This window comes from Micromonospora siamensis (genome assembly GCF_900090305.1).
Classification (GTDB): domain Bacteria; phylum Actinomycetota; class Actinomycetes; order Mycobacteriales; family Micromonosporaceae; genus Micromonospora; species Micromonospora siamensis.
Map to the genome: position 1 here is coordinate 1,655,353 of NZ_LT607751.1, position 20,131 is coordinate 1,675,483.

General features: G+C 71.7%; 15 protein-coding genes and 1 pseudogene. 10 read left to right on the forward strand and 6 right to left on the reverse strand.

The genetic code is table 11. The features are described from left to right. The first annotated feature begins 155 nt into the window (after window positions 1-155). Both GA0074704_RS07770 and GA0074704_RS07775 read left to right on the forward strand, forming a co-directional pair. Complete coding sequence (locus GA0074704_RS07770) at window positions 156-6,764, forward strand: ricin-type beta-trefoil lectin domain protein (RefSeq protein WP_157743618.1); 6,609 nt, start codon at window positions 156-158, stop codon at window positions 6,762-6,764. Continuing rightward, window positions 6,758-7,246 (forward strand): hypothetical protein, encoded by a 489-nt coding sequence (locus tag GA0074704_RS07775; RefSeq protein WP_157743619.1) that lies wholly within the window; start codon window positions 6,758-6,760, stop codon window positions 7,244-7,246. Before GA0074704_RS07770 ends, GA0074704_RS07775 begins: the two co-directional genes overlap by 7 nt. A 223-nt stretch (window positions 7,247-7,469) precedes the next feature. On the opposite strand, the gene msrA is transcribed toward GA0074704_RS07775, so the two are convergent. Continuing rightward, on the reverse strand, window positions 7,470-8,129 hold the full coding sequence (gene msrA, locus GA0074704_RS07780) for a peptide-methionine (S)-S-oxide reductase MsrA (RefSeq protein ID WP_088969868.1): 660 nt from the start codon (window positions 8,127-8,129) through the stop codon (window positions 7,470-7,472). 187 nt (window positions 8,130-8,316) lie between these two features. Here msrA and GA0074704_RS07785 point away from each other — a divergent pair, with 187 nt between their 5' ends. Together GA0074704_RS07785 and GA0074704_RS07790 are read left to right on the forward strand one after the other, a co-directional pair. Then, entirely contained in the window at window positions 8,317-9,117 is an 801-nt protein-coding gene (locus tag GA0074704_RS07785; protein WP_088969869.1) for a helix-turn-helix domain-containing protein, read from the forward strand. Then, window positions 9,108-9,296 (forward strand): DUF397 domain-containing protein, encoded by a 189-nt coding sequence (locus GA0074704_RS07790; protein ID WP_088969870.1) that lies wholly within the window; start codon window positions 9,108-9,110, stop codon window positions 9,294-9,296. The genes GA0074704_RS07785 and GA0074704_RS07790 overlap by 10 nt, the downstream gene beginning before the upstream one ends. 21 nt (window positions 9,297-9,317) lie before the next feature. Here GA0074704_RS07790 and GA0074704_RS07795 read toward each other — a convergent pair whose 3' ends face one another. From GA0074704_RS07795 to GA0074704_RS07805, 3 genes are read right to left on the reverse strand one after another with little or no spacing between them, the layout of a single operon-like run. Beyond that, entirely contained in the window at window positions 9,318-9,737 is a 420-nt protein-coding gene (locus tag GA0074704_RS07795; RefSeq protein ID WP_088969871.1) for an HIT family protein, read from the reverse strand. A gap of 37 nt (window positions 9,738-9,774) precedes the next feature. Further along, complete coding sequence (locus GA0074704_RS07800) at window positions 9,775-10,467, reverse strand: nucleotidyl transferase AbiEii/AbiGii toxin family protein (RefSeq protein WP_157743620.1); 693 nt, start codon at window positions 10,465-10,467, stop codon at window positions 9,775-9,777. Between the two features lies 1 nt (window position 10,468). Beyond that, on the reverse strand, window positions 10,469-10,795 hold the full coding sequence (locus GA0074704_RS07805) for a hypothetical protein (protein ID WP_088969873.1): 327 nt from the start codon (window positions 10,793-10,795) through the stop codon (window positions 10,469-10,471). Window positions 10,796-10,891: 96 nt separating this feature from the next. Between GA0074704_RS07805 and GA0074704_RS07810 the strand changes: the two genes are divergently transcribed. The 3 genes from GA0074704_RS07810 to ilvA all read left to right on the forward strand — a co-directional run bounded on the left by GA0074704_RS07810 (window position 10,892) and on the right by ilvA (window position 14,765). Then, window positions 10,892-12,031, forward strand: coding sequence for a cystathionine gamma-synthase (locus GA0074704_RS07810; RefSeq protein WP_088973529.1), 1,140 nt, complete (start codon window positions 10,892-10,894; stop codon window positions 12,029-12,031). An 18-nt stretch (window positions 12,032-12,049) separates the two neighbouring features. Further along, complete coding sequence (locus GA0074704_RS07815) at window positions 12,050-13,459, forward strand: amidase (RefSeq protein ID WP_088969874.1); 1,410 nt, start codon at window positions 12,050-12,052, stop codon at window positions 13,457-13,459. 88 nt (window positions 13,460-13,547) lie between these two features. After that, window positions 13,548-14,765: a threonine ammonia-lyase gene (gene ilvA / locus GA0074704_RS07820; RefSeq protein ID WP_088969875.1), complete on the forward strand. Its 1,218-nt coding sequence runs from the start codon at window positions 13,548-13,550 to the stop codon at window positions 14,763-14,765. Between the two features lie 124 nt (window positions 14,766-14,889). On the opposite strand, the gene greA is transcribed toward ilvA, so the two are convergent. Then, a complete protein-coding gene (gene greA, locus GA0074704_RS07825) occupies window positions 14,890-15,390 on the reverse strand; it encodes a transcription elongation factor GreA (protein WP_088969876.1) in 501 nt (166 codons plus the stop codon). Between the two features lie 146 nt (window positions 15,391-15,536). Then, window positions 15,537-15,965, reverse strand: a complete 429-nt coding sequence (locus tag GA0074704_RS07830) for a DUF4307 domain-containing protein (RefSeq protein WP_088969877.1) — start codon at window positions 15,963-15,965, stop codon at window positions 15,537-15,539. A gap of 210 nt (window positions 15,966-16,175) precedes the next feature. On the opposite strand from GA0074704_RS07830, the gene mca reads away from it, so the two are divergent. The 3 genes and pseudogenes from mca (at window position 16,176) to GA0074704_RS07845 (ending at window position 20,111) form a co-directional block, all read left to right on the forward strand. Beyond that, window positions 16,176-17,057: a mycothiol conjugate amidase Mca gene (gene mca / locus GA0074704_RS07835; protein WP_088969878.1), complete on the forward strand. Its 882-nt coding sequence runs from the start codon at window positions 16,176-16,178 to the stop codon at window positions 17,055-17,057. A 48-nt stretch (window positions 17,058-17,105) separates the two neighbouring features. After that, window positions 17,106-17,399: a hypothetical protein gene (locus tag GA0074704_RS07840; RefSeq protein ID WP_088969879.1), complete on the forward strand. Its 294-nt coding sequence runs from the start codon at window positions 17,106-17,108 to the stop codon at window positions 17,397-17,399. A 179-nt stretch (window positions 17,400-17,578) separates the two neighbouring features. After that, window positions 17,579-20,111: pseudogene (locus GA0074704_RS07845) on the forward strand (EAL domain-containing protein). Window positions 20,112-20,131: the final 20 nt, after the last annotated feature.

The following is a 20,131-nucleotide window of genomic DNA, read 5'->3' on the forward strand; positions in this document are numbered from 1 at the left end:
ACCCTCGGCTGCGAGCTGCGGCGATGCGGGTGCCCGCCGTCACGGATGCGCGCAGACGTCAGGCGTTCATCCACCGTCCATTTTGGCGGGACAGTGCGACGGGCGTCTTCCCCGTACGTTCCTGGCAGTTCCCTGAGAGGCATCCAGGAGGGTCAGTGGACAGAGGCAGATCGGTGTGGGGTTCGCGGTCGCGGATCCCACACCTGTCCAACAGTCGGGGAGGCCGGGCGCTCGCCGTCGGCCTGTCCGTGGTGCTGGTGGCGACGATGGCCGACCAGGTCGTCGCGCAGCCGGCCGTCGCCGCGCCACCGGTGGAGGCGGCCCCCGCGGGGCCGCAGGTGCTGGAGCGGCCGGACGAGGCGGCGGCGCTGACGACCGCGCGGTTGACCAAGAAGAAGGTACGCATCACCGGGATGACGTCGGAGACGTCGGAGTTCTGGGCGTTGCCGGACGGTCGGGTGGAGGCGGAGGTTCACTCCGGCCCGGTCCGGTTGCGGGACGGGAAGTCCGGTGGCTGGAAGCCGGTGGACTTCTCCCTGGTGCCGCAGGCCGACGGCTCGTGGGCGGGCCGGGCCCATCCGGCCGGGCTGCGGGTCTCCGGTGCCGCCGGTGCCGGCGAGCACGACCTGGTGAGCGTGCAGGCCGACGGCGGCACGGTGTCGCTGGGTTGGTCCGGACGACTGCCGGCCCCGACGGTCGAGGGCACCAGAGCCACCTATGCCGAGGTGCGCCCCGGCGTGGACCTGGTGATCGAGTCGACCCGTACCGGCTTCGAACAGTTCCTGGTGGTGAAGAACCGGGCGGCCGTCGCGCAGGTGCGGAGCCTGTCGCTGCCGCTGCGCGGCAAGGGGCTCACCGTCGCCGACGACAAGCGCGGCGGTTTCGAGATCCGCAACAAGGCCGGTGCGGCGATCGGCGTGTCGCCGCAGCCGCAGATGTGGGACGCGAAGGTCGACCCGCAGTCGGGCGAGCACGTGCGCAGGGCCCACGTCGGCAAGAAGATGGCGGCGGCCAAGGCGGGCCGGGTGGCGATGACGCTGACGCCGGACCAGGCGTGGCTGACCGACCCGAAGACCGTCTTCCCGGTCACCATCGACCCGGCGGTCACCCTCAAGCCGAACTACGACGCGTTCGTCCAGTCGGACTACACCTCCGACCAGTCGGCGGCCACCGAACTGAAGCTCGGCACGTACGACGGCGGGACCACGAAGGCCCGGTCGTTCCTGAGCTTCCGGAACCTGGGCTGGTTGACCGGCAAGCAGGTGCAGGCGGCGACGCTGTACCTGTGGAACCACCACTCGTGGTCGTGCACCGCCCGGCAGTGGGAGGCCTGGCGGGTCGACTACGTCGACACCACCGCTCGCTGGACGGCGCAGCCGACCTGGCGGGAGCGGACCGGCTACACCTCGACGACCAAGGGCTACAGCTCGTCCTGCGCCGACGGCTGGGTGAACGTGTCGGTGACCGGGGTGTTCGGGGTGACCGCCACCAACGGGTGGACCACCGCCAATGTCGGCCTGCGGGCCGCCTCGGAGACCGACAGCCTGGGCTGGAAGCGGTTCAACTCGATGGAGGGCAGCTACGACCCGTACGTCACCCTGACGTACCAGTCGCCGCCCACGGTGAACGCCCGGGCGACCGTGCCGTCCACCGCCTGCGCGACCGGGACCAGCACGCCGTACCTGAACACGAAGACCCCGCAGCTGCGGGCGCAGATCAACGACGCCGAGGGCTCCCAGGTCAAGGCCGAGTTCGAGTGGACCACCGGTGGTGGAACCCGGATCGGGGGTGCCATCGTCGGTCCCGGGGCCTCCGGTTCGTGGCTGGCGACCTCCGTGCCGGCCGGGGCCTTCGCCGAGGGCAGCACCTACTCCTGGCACGTCCGGGGCAACGACGGCCTGGTCAACAGCGCGTGGAGCAGCTACTGCGCCTTCATCATCGACACCACCGCCCCCTCGGCGACGCCGACCGTCTCGTCCACGGCCTACCCCGCCGGTCAGTGGGCGGGCGCGGCGAACACCGCGGGCAGCTTCACCTTCGGCGCCTCCGGGGTCACCGACGTCGCCTCCTACGAGTACGGGTTGAACACCAACCCGCCGAACCAGACCGTCAACGCGGCCACCCTGGGCGGCGCGGCCACCGTGTCGATCACGCCGACGGCGGACGGGCCGCAGACCCTCTATGTCCGGTCCAAGGACCGCGCCGGCAACACCTCGGCCATCAAGACGTACACCTTCAACGTCGGCTCCGGGGCGGTGACCGCGCCCAAGGAGGGTGACATCACCGCGGCGAAGACCGCCATCACCGGCATCGGCCAGGCGGCCGCGACCGGGGTGACCTACCAGTGGCGGCGTGGCGACGCCGACGCCTGGATCAACATCCCGGCCGGGCACGTCACCCTGGCGGCCGGCGGTGGCGCGGTCACCTGGCCGCTGGCCACCAGCGGCGGGGGCAACTTCCCGAAGCTGAACTGGGACGTCGAGGCCACCCTGAAGGCGGCCGACGCGCAGTCGATCCCCCGGGACGGGCCGCTGCAACTGCGGGGCACCTTCACCGGCGGGACCGGCGGCACCTCCAGCGCCGTGAAGATCACGTTCGACCGCACCCAGGCCTCGGCCGAGTCACAGGAGATCGGGCCCGGCTCGGTCAACCTGATCACCGGCAACTACACGCTGTCGGACACCGACGTGTCGGTGGACTCGTTCGGCAGCGACCTCACCGTCACCCGCTCCTACAACACCCGGCGGGCCACCGAGACCGACTCGGCGAACATCTTCGGTCCGGGCTGGGTCTCCGGAGCGGTGGTCGACGAGGCCGGCGCGCCGTACACGTCGCTGACCGTCTACGGCTCGCTGGTGCAGGTCGGGCTGCCGGAGGGCGACACGATCGGCTTCGCCAAGCGCACCGCCACCGTGTTCGACCCGGAACTCGGCATGGAAGATCTCAAGCTCTCGTACGACGGCACCGCCGACCGGTACACGCTGACCGACCTGGACGGCAACACCACGCTGTTCACCCGGGTCACCGGCTCCGCCGCCGGGAAGTACGCCCCGACCTCGGTGACCGTGCCGGGCAGCAACCAGACCACCACGCTGAGCTGGGAGACGGCCACCGTCGACGGCAAGGAGGTCGTCCGGCCGACCCGGATGCTCGCGCCGGTGCCCGACGGGGTCAACTGCGCCACCCTCACCCGGGGCTGCCGCGCGCTGACCATCACCTACGCCACCGCCACCACGGCGACCGGCACCAGCGAATCGGCGCTGGGCGACTACCTCGGCCGGGTGAAGGAGATCTCCTTCACCGCCTGGGACCCGGACCTCGCCACCCCGGCTATGCGCACCGTGCCGATGGCCCGCTACGCGTACGACAACACCGGCCGGCTCCGCGCGACCTGGGACCCGCGGCTGGACTGGACCGACGCGAGCGGCCTGCACCACCTGTCCGACCGGTACACCTACGACACCACCGGCCTGCTCAAGACGGTCACCCCCAACAGCCAGCCGCCGTGGTACCTGACCTACTCCGTCCTCCCCGGTGACCCGGGCGCGGGCCGGGTGGTCTCGGTCTCCCGGGGCCTCAGCGTCACCGGTCCGTCCGGTGCCGGCCCGATGGTCTCGTCGGTCATCCCCTGGACCGGCCGGCTCTGTCTCGACCTCGCCTCGTCGAACACCACCGACGGCAACAAGGTGCAGGTCTACAGGTGCAACGGCAGCAACGCGCAGAACTGGGAGTTGCGCAGCGACGGCACGGTCCGGGCGTTGGGCAAGTGCCTGAACGTCGACGCCTCGGGCACCACTCCGGGCACGCCGGTCAACATCTGGACCTGTGACGGGTCCGCCCGGCAGCAGTGGGCGCTGGGCGCCAACGGCTCGTTGGTCAACCCGAACTCCGGCGCCTGCCTCGACGACCCGGACTTCGCCACCGCCGACGGGACGCAGGTGCAGATCGCGACCTGCAACGGCAGCATCGCGCAGGTCTGGTCGGGCACGGTTTCCACGGTCGTCTACAAGGTGCCGACCGCCGGCACCGGCGCCCCGTACGACCTGTCCGGAGCGCAGACCACCCGCTGGTACCAGAACGAACAGCCCACCGACGCCACCGCCGTCTTCCCGCCCACCCAGATCCCGGGCGGTCGGCCGGACAACGGCACGCTGCCGCCCTCCTGGGAGCGGGCCACCGTCACCTACCTGGACGCCAACGCCCGCGCGGTGAACACCGCCCAGCCGGGCGGGCACATCAGCGCCACCTGGTACGACCAGTTCGGCAACGTCGTCCGGACGCTGACGGCCGGCAACCGGGCCCGGGCGCTGAACGCCAGCGCCACCGACGACGCGGCGACGGAGACCGCGCTCGCCCGCGCCCTGTCCACCCTGAACAGCTACTCCGCCGACGGGCAGCGGCTCCTGCAGACGCAGGAGCCGGAGCACGACGTGATGCTGGCCGACGGCACCACGGTGCGCGGGCGCAAGTTCACCAGCCGGACCTACGACCAGGGTGCGCCGACCACGGGTGCGCCGTACCACCTCGTCACCACGGAGGACGTCGGCGTCAAGTGGTACCCCAACGGGGTGGAGACCAACTCCGACATCCGGACCACCACCACCGCGTACGACTGGACGCTGCGCCAGCCCACCGCGGTGACCGTCGACCCGGCCGGACTGGCCCAGACCACCCGGACCACGTACGACCCGATCACCGGTCTGGTCACCTCCACCACAGCCCCGGCGGGCGGCACGACGACCAACACGCCGGCCACCCGGCAGACCATCTACTACCGGGCCACCTCCGGTTCCGGCTACGCCGAATGTGATCTCAAGCCGGAGTGGGCAAACCTGGTCTGCCGGGTGCAGTCCGGCGGTCAGGCGGCCAGTGGCCCCGAGCTGCCGGCGACGGTGACCACCTATGACATGTTCAACCAGTCGCGGGTGGTGACCGAGAAGACCAGCGCCGGCACGCTCCGGACGACCACCACGACCTACGACGGCGCCGGTCGGGCGTACGAGACCGCGGTGAGCGCACCGGGGCTCGGCACCGCCGTCCCGGTCACCCGCAACGTGTACGACCAGGCCACCGGTCAACTGCTGCGGACCCAGTCCGTGGTCAGCGGCTCGGTGACCGCGCAGGTGGTCCGGGCCTACGACGCGCTGGGCCGGACGACGTCGTACACCGACGCCGACGGCAACGTGTCGACCACGACCTACGACCTGATGGGCCGGACGAAGACCAGTCACGACGGCAAGGCGCAGCGGACGTACACCTATGACGGCGGCACCGAACGGCGTGGCCTGCTCACCTCGGTGGACGACACCGAGGCCGGCTCGTTCTCCGGCAGCTACGACGCCGACGGGGGCCTGGTCTCGGAGTCCTGGCCGAACGGGGTGCAGGTCAGCACCGAGACCGACGAGACCGGCACGCAGGTCGGCCTGACGTATGTCAAGCCGGGCTGCGCGGCCACCGACTGCACCCTCTACACCGAGTCGGTGACGGAGTCGGTGCACGGGCAGTGGCGGGACCACTCGTCCACGCTCTCCGGCCAGCGTTACACCTACGACGCGGTCGGCCGGCTGACCAGCCTGGCCGACGAGATCGGCGGCCAGTGCGCCACCCGGTCGTACGGCTTCAGCGTCTCGTCGAACCGCAACTCGGCCACCGAGTACGGCCCGGCTTCCGACGGCGGCTGCCAGACCACGACGGCGGCGTCGTCGCGGACCTGGACGTACGACACCGCCGACCGGGTCAACACCGCCGGGTACGTCTACGACGCCCTCGGCCGGACCACCACGGTCCCGGCCGTCGACACGGGCAACCCGGCGGGTGGGAACGTCACCGCGACCTACCACGTGACCGACCTGGTCGACACCGTCACCCAGAACGGCCGGACCACCGATTACACCCTCGACGTCACCGGCGAGCGGATCCGCTCCTGGACCGACAACGCCTCGGGCACGGCGGTCCAGGCGGTCAACCACTACGACGGCGACGACGACAGCCCCTGTTGGACCCAGGAGGACACGGACACCTTCACCCGACCCCTGTCCGGCCTCACCGGGATGGCCGGCATCTTCGACGGTGGGAGCGGTGAGGTTGCCTGGCACCTGACCAACCTGCACGGGGACCTCGTCGCCGAGCTGGACAACACCGGTGAAGGGCTGGCCCGCACCACGGAGGCCAGCGAGTACGGCACCCCGCGCAACGAGGGTGACATCGGCACCGAGCGGTACGGCTGGCTCGGCGCCAAGCAGCGGGCCGCCGACGTGCCGTCGGGCATCATCCTGATGGGTGTCCGGCTCTACAACCCGACGACTGGCCGGTTTCTCCAAGAAGACCCGGTGTACGGCGGTAGCGCAAACGCGTACGAGTACTGCGCCGGCGATCCGGTCAACTGTTTCGATCTGGATGGCAAGCGCGCCGAGTGCGGATGCAGCAGCGACAGTGGATGGAGGGGGCCGGTAAAGAGGTTCTTCCGGCGGGTTATCGACCGTGGCAAGGAGCTCAACCGGAGGTTCTTCAACTGGCAGCTCAACACAATTTTCCGCGGAATCTCTTACGGAGTCAGGGCTTATCGGGCAGCCAGAGGTTTCATTCGGAATACACGAATCCGGTGCCTTCGGTTTCCAAACGTCGGCGGCTTCGGCTGTGACCTTCGGTACAAGGGGACCCGCAAGTTCGGGATCCACTACCATAAGGTGCACGGGAGGTGGCGTCCGCATTATCATCGTCGCCCAGGCATCGGCAAGCATCGTCCATGGGAGGGCGGATGGTGACAATACCGCTGACGGCGGCGCCAACGGCATCCTTTCCGCTGTGGTTCACCGACGAGCAGGGCAGTGTAGAAGTTTTAAACAGCGTCGAGGCGGTCGAAACACACGTCGAGTATGTCGACGACTTCGATCCTTCTTACCTATGCCGTGAAGCTTCGGGTAGTCGCGTCCGGCTGATCGTTTGGGCGCTTGAGTTGCTGGTATGCCAGGTTGTGCCAGCCGACCTTGACCCTCGGGACCTGGTTGTTCAGAAATTTGAGCGAAAGTCCCTTGGCGCTTCCATGCTGGTGGAGCACTGGAATGGGCTCGTGCTGAGAACGTTGAGTGAGGATGGCACCGATATTCAGCCCGCCCGGTGGAACTCCAAAGCCGACGTGGGGCACCTTCGCGTCGAAGAGCTCACTGGGGCAGCCCGTGATCGGACTGAGGTGCGAGATTTCCATGATATGTGGATGAAGGCTCGCCTCGGGAAGCGCTACGGCTAGCTCCGGCCGGCTGATGGCTGGTGAGTGAAGCGGCGGAGGGCCTGCGGTCGACGCAGGCCCTCCGCCCGCGTTCAATCGTATCGACTGCTCCCGTCAAGCCGTCATGGGAGGGCGGATGCGTCAATTCTTGCGGTAGTTATTGCAGCGCCAGCGATGGCCCACGTTGGCCGCAACACCGCGGGGAGCCGCTGACCTGTGGCACCCCGCTGTCTCGGGTACGGCGTCAGGCGGTACGCGCCACCCCGACCGGGCAGCTCAGCCCGTTCGGCCCGTGGTTGCAGTAGCCGTTCGGGTTCTTCGTCGGCGCCAAATATTGCTGGTGATAGTCCTCGGCGAAGTAGTAGTCACCGAGCGGCTCGATCTCCGTGGTGATCTCGCCCTTGCCGGCCCGCGCCACGATCGGCGCGAACGCGTCCCGGGACGCCTCGGCGGTCTTCCGCTGCTCGTCGGTGGTGGTGTAGATCGCCGAGCGGTACTGGGTGCCCACGTCGTTGCCCTGGCGCATGCCCTGGGTCGGGTCGTGGTTCTCCCAGAAGACCTTCAGCAGGTCCTCGTAGCTGATCTTGGACGGGTCGTAGACGACCTGGACGACCTCGGCGTGCCCGGTCATCCCCGAGCAGACCTCCTCGTACGTCGGGTTCGCGGTGTAGCCGCCCGCGTAACCGGCCGAGGTGGTGATCACCCCGGGCAGGGTCCAGAACAGTCGCTCGGCGCCCCAGAAACATCCCATCCCGAAGACGGCGACCTGCGAGCCCTCGGGGAACGGGCCCTTCAGCGAGGACGGCAGCACCTCGTGCCGGTCGCCGATCGGCATCGCGATCGGGCGGCCGGGCAGCGCCTTGTCGGGGGTGGTCATCTCGGCCTTCATGCGGCGAAGGAACACGGTGGGACTCCTCTCGTACCTCTCCCCGCGTGCAACACCGCCGGGCCGTACATCCTTACCCGCCCGTCGACGGCTCAGGCACACACCTGCTTCTGTGCAGGCGGCGGGCTTCCCCGCAGAGTGACGCCGCCGTTACCGTGGGCTGTTCCGGCGCGTGTCCGGTCCAATCGGTGGTGGAGGTGAGCGGGTGGCGGGTTCGGCACTGGTGGAGCTGTTCGCCGGGGAACTGCGTCGGGCGCGCAGCGCGGCCGGGCTGTCCCAGGAGTCGTTGGGGCAGCAGATCAGCTATTCGGGGTCGCTCATCGCGGCGGTGGAGCAGGGGCGGCGACTGCCCCGACCGGACTTCACCGCCCGCTGCGACGAGGCGCTGCGCACCGACGGGCTGCTCGGCCGCATCCGGGAGCAGTTGAGCCGCGAGGTGCTGCTGCCCTGGTTCCGCGAGTGGGCGCGGATCGAGCAGGAGGCGACGGTGCTGCGGTCGTACCAGCCACTCGTCGTCCCGGGCTTGCTCCAGACCGAGGAGTACGCGCGGGCGCTGCTCACCGGCGCCGGCCGGTTCACCGACGAGCAGGCCGAGCAGTTGGTGGCCGCCCGGTTGGAACGCCAGGCCGTGCTGGGCCGCCCGACGCCGCCGCAGCTCGTCGTGGTCCTCGACGAGTTCGTGCTGCGCCGCCCGGTCGGCGGGCCGGCGGTGATGGGCGCCCAGCTCGCCCACCTGGCCGAGGTCGGCCGTCGGTTCCACGTACACCTGCATGTCGTGCCGGTCGCCGCCGGCGCCTACCCGGGCCTCAACGGCGCGTTCGTGGTCGCCACCACCGCCGACGGCGAGGACGTGGCCTACCTGGACAACCAGCTCCAGGGGCACGCGGTGTCGCACGGCCCGGACGTACTATCGCTGCTGCGGACCTGGGAGTCGGTGCGCGCCGAGGCGTTGCCCGCCCGGGCGAGCGCCGACCTGATCGAGGAGGCGGCACGGGCATGGAGCTGACCGGAGCGCGGTGGCGCACCAGCACCCGCAGCAGCGGCAACGGCGGTGACTGCGTCGAGGTGGCCGACAACCTGCCGGGCGTGGTCGCGGTACGCGACAGCAAGGACCGGTCAGGGCCGGCGCTGGCCTTCCCGCCGGCCGCCTGGCGGGCCTTCGTCGCCGGCCCGCCCACCCGCTGACCGGGTCCGACGAACGCGCCTTCAGCCAGCGGACAGCGCGGCGGCGACCCGGTCGGCGTACGTCTGCGCCTCGGCGTCGTCGGCATAGCGGTGGCGGGGCCAGAAGAAGCCGCGCAGCCCGTCGCCCTTGGTCCGGGGCACCACGTGGGTGTGCAGGTGGGGGACGGACTGGGACACCTTGTTGTTCTGCGCCACGAACGTCCCGCCGGACCCCAGACCGGACTCCACCGCCCCGGCGATCCGCTGGACCAGACCGAAGTAGCCGGCCAGGTCGTCGGTCGGCAGGTCGGTGAGGGCGACCAGGTGGGTGCGGGGCACCACCAGCACGTGGCCCTTGAAGACCGGTCGGGTGTCCAGGAACGCCACTCCGTCCGGCTCGTCGGCGACCCGGAAGGCCGGCACCTCGCCGGCCACGATCCCGCAGAACACGCACCCACTCATCCGGCCAGGCTAGGCGCTGGGCGGAACGGCCGCCCGATCAGACCTCGTCGAGGTAGGCGTCCCACTCGCTTTCCGCGACGCCGGCCGGGCCGGTGTCCCCGCTCGCGAGCCGCGTGCGAATGTCGGCCTCCCACCGAAGAGCCCAGATCCGCAGGTCGTGGATCTCTTGCTCGTTCAGCCCGTACGCCTCGAAGGTCTCGTCGTCCAGTTCGTCCACGCCACCGAGCCGGTCGGCCAGCTCCTCCAGTGCGAAGCCGGGCGTGTGTCGGGCTCCCAGCGTCTCGAGTTCCCGGCAGCTCAGGCGCTGGTTGGCCGCGCGAATGTCGACGTAATCGCGGTGGGCGGCTCGGTCGTGCAGGGCTCGCACCTTCAGGCCGACAGCATCGTTCAGAGACAGCACAGGCCCTACGCTCAGGGCGGCGGGAGGACCGATCGCCTCCTTGAGTACATCGACCTCACAGGCCACGCTCTCGCTGGACACGATCAGGCGGGCCATCCGATTTGTCGCCTCTACCAGCACGCAGTGAAAGCCAGCCGCCACGTAGGCTGACGTGAGGCGGGTGACCACCGTCGACAGCGGCAGAGCGGTGGAGGTTGCGAAGTCGATGTCCTTCGACGGCCGGCTGAGCAGGTGGTGTGCCGAAAGGGCGTAGCCGCCCGCCAGTACCAACCCGAGGTCGTCTCCTGCTTCGAAGCCTATGCGCAGTAGCCGCTGGTGGAGAGCGTCCATGTCAAGCGGCGAGTTCCGGCAGCCGCCGTTCCCAGATGGCAATGACACGCCGCGCCGTGAGCCGCCGAATCCGAGGCCAATCCGCATGGAGTAGTTGCGCGTTGACGTAGCGCATGATGTCGCCGCGCTGGCCGCAGTCGATCAGGGTCCGGTAGAGCGTCAGCCGTTGACGTGGGTCGGACACGTCGTACTCGCTCAGGCCCGTCCAGGCGAGTCGTAACGGCAGGCTCACCCTTCCTTCGGTCGGGCCGCGTAGCGCCGACAGCGACTCCGGGATGCGGTCAGCCACCCCGATCAGGCGGGACGGCAGCGGAGCGGGCGAGGTCACCCGACAAGTATGCCGACCACCCCCGACAGCGTGGCCGGCGCGACCCACGGGCGGGTTCCCCGGCCGGCCGAGATCGGGCGGACTAACGTCTGCGGGATGAGTCACGGCTTCGAGACGCTCGCGATCCACGCCGGCCAGGACCCGGAGGCCCGCACCGGCGCGGTGATCCCACCGATCTACCAGACCAGCACCTACGCCCAGGACGCCGTCGGCGCCCCGCGGCAGGGCTACGAGTACAGCCGCTCCGGCAACCCCACCCGGGACGCGCTCCAGGAGTGCCTCGCCGCGCTGGAGGGCGGCCCGGTGGGCCTCACCTTCGCCAGCGGCCTGGCCGCCGAGGACACCCTGCTGCGTACCGTGTGCAAGCCGGGCGACCACGTGGTGATCCCGGACGACGCGTACGGCGGCACCTACCGGCTCTTCGCCAAGGTGGCCGAGCGTTGGGGGCTGGAGTACACCCCGGCCAAGGTCTCCGACGTGGACGCGGTGCGGGCCGCCATCCGCCCGAACACGAAGATCGTCTGGGTGGAGACGCCCACCAACCCGCTGCTCGGCATCGCCGACATCGCCGCGCTGGCCGCCGTCGCCCACGAGGCCGGCGCGCTGCTGGCGGTCGACAACACCTTCGCCTCGCCGTACCTCCAGCAGCCCATCGCGCACGGCGCGGACGTGGTGGTCCACTCCACCACCAAGTACGTCGGCGGACACTCCGACGTGGTCGGTGGCGCCCTGATCGCCGCCGACCGCGCGCTCGGCGAGGAACTGCGCTACCACCAGAACGCGATGGGCGCCGTCAACGGGCCCTTCGACGCCTGGCTCACCCTGCGCGGGATCAAGACCCTCGGCGTACGGATGGACCGGCACTGCGACAACGCCGAGCGGATCGCCGCGTACCTGGAGGGGCACGCCAAGGTGGCCCAGGTGATCTACCCGGGCCTGCCGTCGCACCCCGGTCACGAGGTGGCCGCCAAGCAGATGCGCCGCTTCGGCGGCATGATCTCCTTCCGGGCGGCCGGCGGCGAGGAGCAGGCCGTCGAGGTCTGCAACCGGACCAAGCTCTTCGTGCTCGCCGAGTCGCTGGGCGGCGTGGAGTCCCTGATCGAGCACCCGGGCCGGATGACACACGCAAGTGCTGCCGGCTCGCCGCTTGAAGTTCCCGCCGATCTCGTGCGACTGTCTGTCGGCATCGAGACGGTCGACGACCTGCTCGCCGATCTGGAGCAGGCACTGGGCTGACCGCGGGGGAGGGGAAGGGTGGCCGTGCGGGACATCATGCCGACCTGGGTGGGCGCCACCGCCAAGCAGATCGCCCGGGGCGTACGGCGGGGTGACGTCTCGGCCACCCAGGTCGTGGCCGACCACCTGGAACACATCTCCCGGGCCGACGCCGACCTCGCCGCGTTCCGTACGGTCCGCGGCGGGGAGGCGATCACCGAGGCGGAGAAGGTCGACGAGCAGGAGGACCTGGCGAACCTCCCGCTGGCCGGGGTGCCGGTCGCGGTCAAGGAGAACACCGCCGTGGCCGGGCTGCCCACCTGGAACGGGTCGGCGGCCTGTCGTACCCCGGTGGCGGAGGCCGACCACGAGGTGGTCCGGCGGCTGCGCGGCGCCGGCGCGGTGATCCTCGGTTCCACCCGGATGCCGGAACTGGGACTGTGGGCGGCCACCGACGACCCGTCGGCGGTCACCCGCAACCCGTGGGACCTCACCCGTACCCCCGGCGGCTCCTCCGGTGGCGCGGCCGCCGCGGTGGCCGCCGGCCTGGTGCCGATGGCGCACGGCAACGACGGCCTCGGCTCGATCCGCATCCCGGCCGCCTGCTGCGGCCTGGTCGGCCTCAAGCCCGGCCGGGGCGTCATCCCCTGCCAGCTCGGCGCCGAGGACTGGTTCGGCCTCACCGAACACGGCGTGCTGACCGGTACGGTCGCCGACGCGGCGGTCGGCTTCCAGGTGCTCGCCGGCCGGCGGGTCGAGAAGCTGGTCCCGCCGCCGCGGCTGCGGGTCGGGGTGTCGCTCCGCTCGCCGGTCCGCGGAGTGCATCCGGACCAGCCCAACCGGGACGCGGTCACCGCCGCCGGCCGACTGCTCGCCGCCGCCGGCCACGACACCGTGCCCGCCGACCCGGTCTATTCCACCTCGCTCGGCCTCCAGGGCATGGCGACCTGGTTCGCCGCTGCCGCCGCCGACGTCCGGGCCGCCGGCCTGGACACCAGCACCCTCCAACGGCGCAGCCGCCGGCACGTCGCGCTGGGGGAGTGGGCGCAGCGGCGCGGGTACGTCAAGGAGGCCGACCGGGCCGCCTGGCGCGAGCGCGCGATCGGTTTCTTCGCCGACCACTCGGTGGACCTGCTGCTCACCCCGGCGCTGGCCGCCGCCCCGCCCGAGGCGGTCGCCTGGTCCGACCGGTCGTGGCGGGCCAACATGGCGGTCAACGTCCGGTACGCGCCGTACGCGGCACCCTGGAACGTGGCCGGCCTGCCGGCGATCGTGGTGCCGGTCGGCCGCCGTCCCGACGGTCTGCCGGTGGCCGCCCAGCTCGTCGGGCCGCCCGGCTCGGAGCTGCTGCTGCTCGGGGTCGCCGGCCAGTTCGAGATGCAGGCCCCCTGGCAGCGGCACGCCCCCGGCTATCCGCGGGCCGGCACCGGCTCGCCCGCCACCGCCTGATCGTGACGGTCGGGTAGCAGCAGGTCACGACCGGGCCGACGGTGGCGTCGCCGCCGGATCGCCCGGTCCCGGATGGCACGATCGGGGCATGACGGAACTGGTCGGTCTCGCCGACGTACGCGCCGCGCGGGAACTGCTCGCCGGCGTCACCCGGACCACCCCGCTGGAGCCCTCCCGCCCGTTGAGCGCCGCGCTCGGCGGGCCGGTCTGGCTCAAGTGCGAGAACGTGCAGCGCGCCGGGTCGTACAAGGTGCGCGGCGCGTACGTCCGGATCTCCCGGCTCTCCGCCGACGAGCGGGCCCGCGGCGTGGTGGCGGCGAGCGCCGGCAACCACGCCCAGGGGGTCGCGCTGGCCGCCGGGCTGGTCGGCACCCACGCCACGGTCTTCATGCCGGTCAACGCGCCGCTGCCGAAGGTCGCCGCCACCAAGGGGTACGGCGCGCAGGTGGAACTGGTCGGTGCCACCGTCGACGAGGCGCTGGTGGCCGCGCAGACCTTCGCCGAGCGGACCGGGGCGGTGCTGATCCACCCGTTCGACCACCCGGACGTGATCGCCGGGCAGGGCACCGTGGCGCTGGAGATCCTGGAGCAGTGCCCGGAGGTGAAGACCATCGTCACCGGGGTCGGCGGCGGTGGCCTGATCTCCGGGATGGCGGTGGCGGCGAAGACGCTGCGCCCCGACGTACGCGTGATCGGGGTGCAGGCGGCCAGCGCAGCGGCCTTCCCGCCCTCGCTGGTCGCCGGCGAGCCGGTGCGGCTGCCGGCGTTCTCGACGATCGCCGACGGCATCGCGGTCGGCCGTCCGGGCGACATCACCTTCACCCACGTCCGCAAGCTGGTCGACGAGATCGTCACGGTCTCCGAGGAGGACATCTCCCGGGCGCTGCTGATGCTGCTGGAGCGGGGCAAGCAGGTGGTGGAGCCGGCCGGCGCGGTCGGGGTGGCCGCCCTGCTGGCCGGTCTCGTGGCCGTCGAGACGCCGGTGGTGGCGGTCCTCTCCGGCGGCAACATCGATCCGCTGCTCATGCTCCGGGTGATCGAACACGGTCTCGCGGCGGCCGGTCGCTACCTGCGGGTCACCGTGCGCTGCACCGACCGGCCGGGTCAGCTCGCCTCGCTGCTCGCCGAGATCGCCGAGCACCGGGCCAACGTGGTCGACGTCGAGCACCAGCGCGCGAACCCGCACCTGCGGCTGGGCGAGGTGGAAGTGGCGCTGTCGGTGGAGACCCGGGGCGTCGAGCACTCCGACACGCTCATCAGCGCGCTGCGGGCCAGCGGCTACCAGGTCTTCGCCGCCGAGGCCTGACCCGGAACGGCGACCGCCCCGGCCGGTGGACGGTCGGGGCGGTCGGAGATCGTTCGGGTCCGACCGGCCTGTCAGCCCGGTCGGGGTCGAACCCGGCCGATCGGCGCGGGTCCGTGGTGGGTCGTCAGCCGGCGAAGGGCTCGAACTTGACCACGGTCACCTTGATGTCGGCGCCGCTGGGCGCCGTGTAGGTGCAGGTCTGGCCCGGCCGGCCACCCAGGATCGCCTTGCCGAGCGCGGACTCGGGGCTGTAGACGGTCAGCTCGGTGGTGGACGAGATCTCCCGGGAGCCGAGCAGGAACGTCTCGGTGTCCTCGGTGTCGTCGTCGAAGTAGATGGTGACGACCATGCCCGGTGCGACCGCGTCGGCGGTCGGGGCCTCGCCCACCTGCGCGGTGCGGAGCAGTTCCTTGAGGTAGAGGATCCGGCCCTCGGCCTTGCCCTGCTCCTCGCGGGCGGCGTGGTAGCCGCCGTTCTCGCGCAGGTCGCCCTCCTCGCGCCGGGCGTTGATCTCGGCGGCGATGACCGGCCGGTTGGCGATCAGCTCGTCGAGCTCGGCCTGGAGGCGGTCGTACGCGTCCTGGGACAGCCAGGTGGCGGGCGCTCCGTTGTCATTGGTGGGCACCGGCGATCTCCTCGATAGTGCGGACTGGCTGACAGGTGAATCACCAACCCTACCAGTGCGAAACATCCCGAGGTGTCGTCGATCACCGGCCGCGCCCGGTACGTCGGGTCGTTCGGAGCGGGGCCACCGCGGTGGCGGTACGCCGGTCAGGCCGGCCGGCAGCGCAGCACCTCTCCGATGAACGGCCGGGCGGTGGTGGCCACCCGGTGCTGGACGGTGACGTGGGTCTGGCGGCGCGGGGCGGTCACGGTGACCTCGTCGTGGCCCACCTCGGCCCCGTCGTGGTCGCGGGCACGCAGCAGGCAGGTGGCCGAGCCGCCGGGAGGCACCGCCACCCGGAACACCACCTGCACCTGGTTGTCCGTGATGTCGGTGTAGGTGATCAGCTGGGGGTCGTACTTGGGATCGCCGTACTTCTCGTACAGCTGCCACGCGGCGAGCACCAGCACCCCGATGAGGGCTGCGGCCACCAGGCGTCCGGTCAGCGGGCGGCGGCCGGCTTCCCGCCGGCGGCCGTAGCGCCCGGGCGGGAAAACCGGCGCCTCCGGGGGAACTGTGGCGTGCGTCTCGGTCACCGGCGGGTATCTCCTGGCGTTGTTGTCGGCGGCATCGGCAAGAATGGCTAGAGTCCATCTTCCCAGCCCGGTTCCGAGTCAAGGATGGCAGGTCAGCGGCGACGCCGGCCCGCCACATCGGCCGTCCAGGCGTCACGGGGGAAGAAACCGGCAGGTCAGCCGGCCGACCCGGACGGGCCGCCGGCAGGTAGGCACCGAGGAGCGCCGAAGGTGGCAGAGCAACTGCGTCTCATGGCCGTGCACGCCCATCCCGACGACGAGTCGAGCAAGGGGGCGGCGACCATGGCGAAATACGTCGCCGAGGGCGTGGACGTCCTGGTCGTGACATGCACCGGCGGTGAGCGGGGCAGCGTGCTCAACCCCAAGATGGACCGGCCGGACGTCTGGGCCAACATCGCCGAGATCCGCCGGGCCGAGATGGACGCCGCGCGTGCCATCCTCGGTGTCGAGCAGGCGTGGCTGGGCTTCGTGGACTCCGGCCTCCCCGAGGGTGACCCGTTGCCGCCGCTGCCCGAGGGCTGCTTCGCCCTCCAGGACGTCGAGACGGCGGCCGGTCCGCTGGTCCGGCTGATGCGCCAGTTCCGGCCGCACGTGGTCACCACGTACGACGAGGAGGGCGGCTACCCGCACCCGGACCACATCATGACCCACAAGATCAGCGTGGCGGCCTTCGAGGCGGCCGGCGACCCGGAGCGCTTCCCGGAGCTCGGAGAGCCGTGGCAGCCGCTGAAGCTCTACTACGACATCGGCTTCTCCAAGGGCAAGATCATGGCCCTGCACGAGGGGATGCTCGCCGCCGGCCTCGAGTCGCCGTACGACGACTGGATCAAGCGCTGGGAGGACCGCCCCGACAAGGGCCCACGGATCACCACCCGGGTCGAGTGCGCGGACTACTTCCCCGTCCGGGACGACGCGCTGCGTGCCCACGCCACCCAGATCGACCCGGACGGCTTCTGGTTCCACGTGCCGATGGAGATGCAGCGTCGGGCCTGGCCCACCGAGGACTTCCAGCTCGCCCGTTCGGTGGTGGACAGCCCGCTGCCCGAGTCGGACCTCTTCGCCGGGGTGCGGGAGACGGCCCACGCCGGCTGACCGGGCCGGGAGCTACGCTGAAACCCCACCGCACATCGGAGACCCACCATGCTGACCGCCGCCCAGGTGCTCGCGGAGAACAACTTCGGGGACACCCGCACGGGTGGTCTGGCCGGGCCGATGGGGCTGTTCCTCATCCTGCTCCTGGCCACCGCCACCGTCCTGCTGATCCGCAACATGAACGCGCGGCTGCGCCGGCTGCCCGACCGGTTCCCGGTCCAGGGCCGGCCGACCGGGCCGGGTCGGGCCGACCTGGCGGCCACCGATCCGACGGACGGGACCACAGCGCAGGAATCCCCGACGAACGCCCCCAACGGCCACCAGCAGGGTCGGAACGGCTAGTCGGGGCGTGATTCACGTCGAACCCGGTCGTTGCCCCCTGTTGCGGCCACCGCGTTTGGCTTAGCCTTCCGCCGGGGGGACCGAAAGTTCCCGAGCCGTGCGCGGAAGGGGGCGCCGATGACCGGCACAGCTGCGGCCGCCCGGCGTGCCCTCTGGCGGCCGGCTGCCGGAGGGGCCCGGTGACCTCCGGCAGTGCCGGAGATCCGCCCGATCGGCTCCCGCCGGGCGGCACCCCGGCGCGCGTGCACCTGCTCACCGCCGCGGTCGCGCTGACCGCCCTGGCCGCCTCGGCGGTCGGGTGGACCATCCCGGTCGCCCTGCCCACGGACGATCCGCTGCCCGCGTACGCCCGCTTCGGGATCGCGGTCGCGGCCTTCGCCCTCGCCCAGCTGGCCCGGCTGCGGTTCCGCACCGCGGCCGGAATGGTCAGCATCACCTGGGGCGAGGCGGCGCTGATCGTCTGCCTCTACCTCGTCCCCGCCGGCTGGCTGCCGACGGCGGCGCTGCTCGGCACGGGCGCGGCCTGGACGGCGATGTCCCTGCTGGCCGACCGGCGACCGGCGGCGGAGATCCTGCGGATCACCGCCTCCCTGACCGCCGCCACCTCGCTCGCCGTGGCCGTCGCCACCGCGCTGGGCCGACCGCTGCTCGCCGCGCCCACCCCGGAGCTGGCCCTCGCCCTGACCGCCGGCTCGGTCACCTACCTGCTCGTCACCGCCTGGCTGGGCGGTGCCCAGATCGCGCTGCGGCACGGCACGCCGATCGGGCCGCCGCTGCTCGCGGCGGTCCGCGGCAAGCTGCTGATGTTCGTCGGCAACGTGGCGGTGGGGCTGGTCGTGGTGGCCCTGCTGGAACTCGACCCCCGCTGGTTGCTGCTGCTCCCGCCGCCGTTGTGGCTGCTCCAGCAGACCTACCGGCACCGGCTGCGGGCCGAGGAGGAACGCCGCACCTGGCGGACGTTCGCCGAGGCCACCGCCGCCCTCAACCAGCTCGACGAGCGGGGGGGTCGCCGGCGCCGCGGTCACCGGCGCGCTGGGCCTGTTCGGCGCCGAGACGGTGGACGTGGACGTGGTCCGCCCCGACGGCAGCTGGTGGCGCTACCGGATGGACGCCAGTGGACGGCTGCGGGACCGGGAGACCGGCCCGCCGGCCGGCGTCGAGCCGGGGCCGCACGAGCTGGCCCGGTCGCTCACCGTCGGCGACACCACGGTCGGCGAGCTGCGGGTGCGCTTCCCCCGGTCCGCGCCACCCTGCGACCGGGAACGGGACGCGTTGGCCGCCTTCGGTGACGCCCTCGCCGCCGCCCTGCACGACGCCGCCACCCACGCCGAGCTGCGGCTGGTCACCGCGCGATCGTCGTACGACGCGGTGCACGATCCGCTGACCGGGCTGGTCAACCGGGCCGCCATGCTGGGCCGGGGCGACCAGGCGCTGCGCCAGCTCGCCCACGACCAGCCCGTCGCCCTGCTGTTGCTGGACATCAACCAGTTCAAGGAGGTCAACGACACGCTGGGGCACTCGGCCGGTGACCAGCTGCTCCGGCTGACCGCCAACCGGCTGGGCACCCTCGCCCGCCCGTCGGACCTGCTCGGCCGGCTCGGCGGCGACGAGTTCGCCCTGCTCATGACGTCGGTTCCGGTGATCGGCGACCGGGCCGCCCCGATGGCGTACGCGCTGCGCACCGCCCGGGAGATCGCCGAGCGACTGGCCGCCCCGACCGAGGTGGCCGGGGTGCGGATGTCCGTCGAGGTCTCCGTCGGGGTGGTGGTCGCCGACGCGGGCACCGCCGACCTGACCGAGCTGCTGCGCCGGGCCGACATCGCGATGTACCAGGCCAAGGAGGGCGGCGGCAGCGTCGCCGTGTACGACAGCGCCCGGGACGACGCGAGCACCGACCAGCTCGCCCTGCTGGCCGAACTGCGTGAGGCGTTGGCCGCCGACGACCAGCTGGTGCTGGCCCTGCAACCCGCCGTCGACCTGGCCACCGGGGCGCCGACCGGGGTGGAGGCGCTGATCCGGTGGCGGCATCCCCGACGCGGCTGGCTCGGCCCGTCCGAGTTCATCCACCCGGTGGAGAACAGCGAACAGCTCGGCACCTTCACCCGGTACGTGCTGGACAAGGCGCTCGCCGTCGCCGCGGACTGGGCCCGGCAGGGGCTGGACGTGCCGATCTCGGTGAACCTGTCGGCGCGCAGCCTGCTCGACCCGGCGCTGCCCGACGAGATCGGCGACGCGCTGCGCCGGCACCAGGTCCCGCCGCACCGGTTGGTCCTGGAGATCACCGAGACCGTGGTGATGAGCGAGCTGGAGGTCATCGACGAGGTGCTCGCCACGCTCCGGTCGATGGGCGTGCAACTGGCCGTGGACGACTTCGGCACCGGCTTCTCCTCACTGACCTTCCTGACCCGGATCGCCGTCGACGAGCTGAAGGTGGACCGGTCCTTCGTGATCCGGATGGCGGAGTCGCCGGAAGCGGCGGCGATCGTGCGTACCACCGTGGGGCTCGCCCACGAGCTGGGGCTGCGGGTGGTGGCCGAGGGCGTGGAGACCGCCGAGCAGCGGCTCACCCTGGCCGAGCTGGGCTGCACCGCCGCCCAGGGCTACCACTTCTTCAAGCCGATGCCGGCGGACAAGATCGGCGCGGTGCTCGGCACGCTGCGCGATTCGGCCGAGTCGAACGTCTTCCCGCTGCGCGCCGACGGCGCCTCCTGACCGACGCGACGTCCGACCGG

Bases quoted from the DNA above. Each gene is read 5' to 3' on its own strand.
- GA0074704_RS07810 (WP_088973529.1), top strand. From the start codon at position 10,892: ATGAGTCACGGCTTCGAGACGCTCGCGATCCACGCCGGCCAGGACCCG.
- ilvA (WP_088969875.1), top strand. From the start codon at position 13,548: ATGACGGAACTGGTCGGTCTCGCCGACGTACGCGCCGCGCGGGAACTG.
- GA0074704_RS07795 (WP_088969871.1), bottom strand. From the start codon at position 9,737: ATGAGTGGGTGCGTGTTCTGCGGGATCGTGGCCGGCGAGGTGCCGGCC.
- GA0074704_RS07790 (WP_088969870.1), top strand. From the start codon at position 9,108: ATGGAGCTGACCGGAGCGCGGTGGCGCACCAGCACCCGCAGCAGCGGC.
- GA0074704_RS07840 (WP_088969879.1), top strand. From the start codon at position 17,106: ATGCTGACCGCCGCCCAGGTGCTCGCGGAGAACAACTTCGGGGACACC.
- GA0074704_RS07775 (WP_157743619.1), top strand. From the start codon at position 6,758: ATGGTGACAATACCGCTGACGGCGGCGCCAACGGCATCCTTTCCGCTG.
- GA0074704_RS07800 (WP_157743620.1), bottom strand. From the start codon at position 10,467: ATGGACGCTCTCCACCAGCGGCTACTGCGCATAGGCTTCGAAGCAGGA.